The 4,238-nt window shown below is 64.9% G+C and carries 5 protein-coding genes; 4 read left to right on the plus strand and 1 reads right to left on the minus strand.

Going from position 1 to position 4,238, the window contains the following annotated elements:
* On the plus strand, positions 1 to 742 hold a 742-nt coding region (locus VKP01_RS13795; RefSeq protein WP_324413236.1), incomplete at its 5' end, for a cytochrome c oxidase assembly protein.
* Complete coding sequence (locus VKP01_RS13800) at positions 739 to 1,245, plus strand: CopD family protein (protein ID WP_324413238.1); 507 nt, start codon at positions 739 to 741, stop codon at positions 1,243 to 1,245. The genes VKP01_RS13795 and VKP01_RS13800, both read left to right, overlap by 4 nt.
* On the opposite strand, the gene VKP01_RS13805 is transcribed toward VKP01_RS13800, so the two are convergent.
* Positions 1,206 to 1,733, minus strand: coding sequence for a DUF2231 domain-containing protein (locus tag VKP01_RS13805; protein ID WP_324413240.1), 528 nt, complete (start codon positions 1,731 to 1,733; stop codon positions 1,206 to 1,208). The two genes, VKP01_RS13800 and VKP01_RS13805, sit on opposite strands and share 40 nt — an antisense overlap.
* Between VKP01_RS13805 and VKP01_RS13810 the strand changes: the two genes are divergently transcribed.
* Both VKP01_RS13810 and ctaD read left to right on the plus strand, forming a co-directional pair.
* Positions 1,719 to 2,438, plus strand: a complete 720-nt coding sequence (locus VKP01_RS13810; RefSeq protein ID WP_324413242.1) for a cytochrome c oxidase subunit II — start codon at positions 1,719 to 1,721, stop codon at positions 2,436 to 2,438. The two genes, VKP01_RS13805 and VKP01_RS13810, sit on opposite strands and share 15 nt — an antisense overlap.
* Positions 2,431 to 4,238, plus strand: a 1,808-nt coding sequence (gene ctaD / locus VKP01_RS13815; RefSeq protein ID WP_324413243.1) for a cytochrome c oxidase subunit I, incomplete at its 3' end; no start/stop codon positions are given. The genes VKP01_RS13810 and ctaD, both read left to right, overlap by 8 nt.

Consider the following 4,238-nt stretch of genomic DNA (forward strand, 5'->3'; position numbering starts at 1 on the left):
GGCTGGATACGAACCGTATTGTGGTCCCGCGCCGACGTCGGATACGCTTTCTACCAGTTGGAATCTCGACCCGTTTCTGATCCTTGTGCTCGCCGCGATCGGCATTGCGGGGATGTGGCGCCTGCGGGAGGCGCATTGCGCCGATAGGGCTATGCGCCAGAGCGCTTTCGCGCTGGCTGGCGCAGCCGCCTTCATCGCCTTCGTGGCGCCGCTCTGTGCATTGACGGTGGCCTTGTTTTCCGCGCGCACCTTGCATCATCTGGTTCTGCTCGGTCTCGTCGCGCCGGCGCTCGCGATCGCGTTCCCGTTCCGCCGGCGCGCGCCTGCGGCGATTTTTCTGGCCGTATCGGGCGTCCTCTGGGCATGGCATGTGCCTGCGGTCTATGCCGCCGCGTGGAACCATGACGCATTTTACTGGCTGATGCAGATCGCGCTGATCGCAACCGCATGGGCCTTCTGGAGCGCCGTCTTCGACACGCGCGATGATGCGCTGGAGACGCTTTCCGCAAGCGCGGCAGTGGCCGGTCTCGCGGGTCAGATGGGGCTGATTGGTGCTGTGCTGACTTTCGCGCCGCAGATTCTCTATCCCGAACATCTTCCGCTCACCGCCCCGTTTGGCCTGACACCGCTGGCCGATCAGCAACTCGCCGGGCTGATCATGTGGGTGCCGGGCATGCTGCCGATGGCGGTGCTGACGGCCTTCCTGCTGCGGCGCAGCTGGAGCCGGGGATTTGCCGCATGATCGCGCTTCTCAAGGCTTTCCATATCGCAGCTTTGTCGATCTGGTGCGCGGGTCTCGTTTTGCTGCCGGTCCTGATGCAGTTGAGCGGTCGCGGCGAAGCGGTTCGCCAGCAGGAAGGCTACACGCAGTTCCGGCGGATCAGCCATTTCGGTTACACAATGGTGATCACCCCCGCCGCCATCATCGCCGTCATGGCCGGAACTGCGCTCATTCTGGTGACCGATCTGGTCGCGCCGTGGCTGCTGGCCAAGCTCGTTGCCGTATGCGGAATGGTGCTGGTCCACGCCTGGCTGGGACATCTGATCGTGCGAAGCGGGGAGGGCGCGGGCGATTACAGCATGCCACCGCCCCTGATCGCCCTCGTCCTCGGCGTTCCACTGATGCTGACGGTGCTCTGGCTGGTGCTGGCAAAGCCTGAGTTGACCGGTCTGACAGACCTGCTGCCGGGCTTCCTGCTCGAACCTCAGGGCCGCGACTTGCCAGGAATCCTGACGCCGATCTGATAATCAAAAACGAGCTTTCCGCCATGCCAACCGGTAATACCTGTCATTCCTGCTGCGACGAGCGACAGCAAAAGCCCCCAGGGCAGCACCGCGCGCTCGGGATCACCGATGCGCAGCAGCCAGTTGGCGGCGAGGATCGAAAGCAGCATCACCGCGAGGATGAAATGCGTCCAGCTGGCGGAGCGGTTACGGATGGCGGGGACGACCAGCAGTTCGACCGTCCCGGTCACGCCCGCGATCACCCCCATCAGGAAGGCGCCGAAAGCGGCCCAGCCAGCGACCCGCGGCCAGAACACGTCCGCCGTCCACCAATAGATGAGGTCCGCGCCGAGGACGCACATGGTCAGCGCGATCGGGAAGGCGACGAGCATGGCGTGGAGCGGGTGGCCGGCAATGGCGATCTTGGATTCCGTATCGTAGAGCGCGCGCCGCTCCTCGATCGGATCGACCAGCGTCTGATGCGCGGTTTCACCATGCTCATCAGCCATATGCGTATGCTCCTTGATGTCCTGCCTTATCCGATCAAGCGTTTGGCCCCGCTCGCGGTTCCGTTCGGGCTCGCGGGATGCGATGGCGGCCTCTCCGCGCTCGCCCCGGCGGGGCCCGATGCCGCCGAGATCGCCGGGCTCTGGTGGGCTCTGCTCGCCGGCGCCACGCTTCTGACGCTCTTCGTTGTCGCACTTCTGGTGCTCGCCTTCGGCCCGCCGCGCGCGGTTTCCGAGCGTCGCTGGACGTACGGGCTGGGCCTGGGGTTCTCGCTCGGCGTGCTGGCAGCCGTGCTCGCCACCGGCCTGTGGGTGGGCGAGCGCATCCTGCCGCGCGACGATGGCGCGATCGAAGTGCATGCCCATGCCTATCAATGGGGCTGGCGCTTCACCCAGCCGGGGGCGGATGGCCCGGTCGAGACCGAGGGCGTGCTACATATTCCGGCGAACCGCCCGGTCGATGTGCTGGTCACGACGGAGGATGTCATCCACGCATTCTGGGTGCCGCGTCTGGCGGGCAAGATCGACGCAATACCGGGGCGCGCCAACAGGTTACGGCTGGAAGCTGATACAGCGGGTACATTGTCGGGAATCTGTGCCGAGTTCTGCGGCATCGGCCATGCGGGCATGCGTTTCATCGTTATCGTGCATGATGCCGAGGATTGGCCGGATGCTCTTCCCGCAAGCGCGGGAGATACCGATGAGTGAGGCGAAAACCATGCCCGACATCACGCCCAATGCCCCGCAACGCGCGCTCGCCCTGCATCGCGGGCTGGACCGGGTCTGGCGCAACGACCGGGGTCTGCGGGGGCAGATCACTGCCGTCAACCATACGACGCTGGGCTTGCGCTTCATGGGGACGGCGCTCGTCTTTTTCGCCATCGGCGGCATTCTGGCGATGCTGATCCGCGCGCAGCTGGCGACGCCCCGGGGCGCGTTTCTGGATACGGAGCTTTATAACCAGATCTTCACGATGCATGGCAGCATCATGATGTTCCTCTTCGCCATCCCCATGCTGGAAGGATTGGCGATCTACATGCTGCCCAAGATCCTCGGCACCCGCGACATGGCGTTTCCCCGCCTCACGGCGCTGGGCTACTGGTGCTATCTCTTCGGTGGGCTGATCCTGCTCTTCGCGCTATTCGCCGGCGTCGCGCCGCATGACGGGTGGTTCATGTATACGCCGCTCTCGGGTGCGACCTACTCGCCCGGCATCAATGCCGATATCTGGCTACTTGGCATCACCTTCGTGGAAATCTCGGCGATCTGCGCGGCGGCGGAGATAACCGTTACCATTCTGCGCCAGCGCGCGCCGGGCATGACGCTTACGCAGATGCCGCTGCTCGCCTGGTATCTTCTGGGCACCTCGGTGATGATGCTGGTCGGCTTCCCGCCGCTGATCCTCGGCTCGGTCCTGCTCGAGATCGAACGAGCCTTCGACTGGCCGTTCTTTGATGTGGCGCGCGGGGGCGATCCGCTGCTGTGGCAGCACCTGTTCTGGCTGTTCGGCCATCCTGAGGTCTACATCATCTTCCTGCCGGCGGCGGGGGTACTGTCGACGATCATACCGGTGCTGTCGCGCACCACGATCCTCGGCTACGGCGCGATCGTGGCGGCGATCGTGGCGCTGGTCTTCCTCTCCTTCGGATTGTGGGTCCACCACATGTTCACCGTGGGGATCCCGCATATGGCGCTGGCTTTCTTCTCCGCCGCCTCTGTGCTGGTCGCGGTACCGACGGCGGTGCAGGTTTTCGCCTGGATCGGAACGATGTGGAAGGGGCAGCCGCAGTTGCACCTCCCGATGCTGCATGTGATCGGCTTCTTCCTGACCTTCGTCATGGGCGGGCTGACTGGCGTGATGCTCGCGATCGTGCCGTTCAACTGGCAGGCGCACGACACCGCCTTCGTCACGGCGCATCTGCATTACGTGCTGATCGGCGGGTTCGTCTTTCCGATGATGGCGGCGGCCACCTACTGGATGCCGCAGATCACCGGGCGCGCGCCGATCAGAGGGCTCGGCGCCGCCGCTTTCTGCGTGATCCTGATCGGTTTTCATGGCACCTTCTTCATCATGCATCTGACCGGTCTCATGGGCATGCCGCGCCGTATCGACGTCTATCCCGGCAATCCGGAATGGACCGGGCTCAATCTGACCTCGTCGATCTTCGGCTTCGTGATGACAATCGGTTTCGCGCTGTTTGCTCTCGATCTGATCCTGCAGGCGCTGATGGGGCGGCGCCGGTCGCGTAATCCCTGGCACGCGCCGACCCTGGAATGGGCGATGCCGCTGCCCACGCCGAGCTATACCTTCGCCTCGCTTCCCCTCGCGGCGCAGCAGCATGCCGAAGCGCGTCTCGCCCTTGCGTGCGGGGAGGGGGCGTTGCCCGGGGCGCCGCGTGGCCTGCGCGAATTGCTCGTGACGGAGGCAGGATCTGCCCGGCCCGATCACGTCGCGGTCCTGCCGGGCAATTCCGCCTTGCCGCTGGGGCTTGCCGCAGCGATCGGTCT

Source organism: Saliniramus sp. (assembly GCF_035311605.1).
Taxonomy (GTDB): Bacteria; Pseudomonadota; Alphaproteobacteria; order Rhizobiales; family Beijerinckiaceae; genus Saliniramus.

Excerpts from the sequence above, each read along its gene's own strand:
- VKP01_RS13810 (WP_324413242.1), top strand. The coding sequence starts at position 1,719 with ATGCTCATCAGCCATATGCGTATGCTCCTTGATGTCCTGCCTTATCCG.
- VKP01_RS13805 (WP_324413240.1), bottom strand. The coding sequence starts at position 1,733 with ATGGCTGATGAGCATGGTGAAACCGCGCATCAGACGCTGGTCGATCCG.
- VKP01_RS13800 (WP_324413238.1), top strand. The coding sequence starts at position 739 with ATGATCGCGCTTCTCAAGGCTTTCCATATCGCAGCTTTGTCGATCTGG.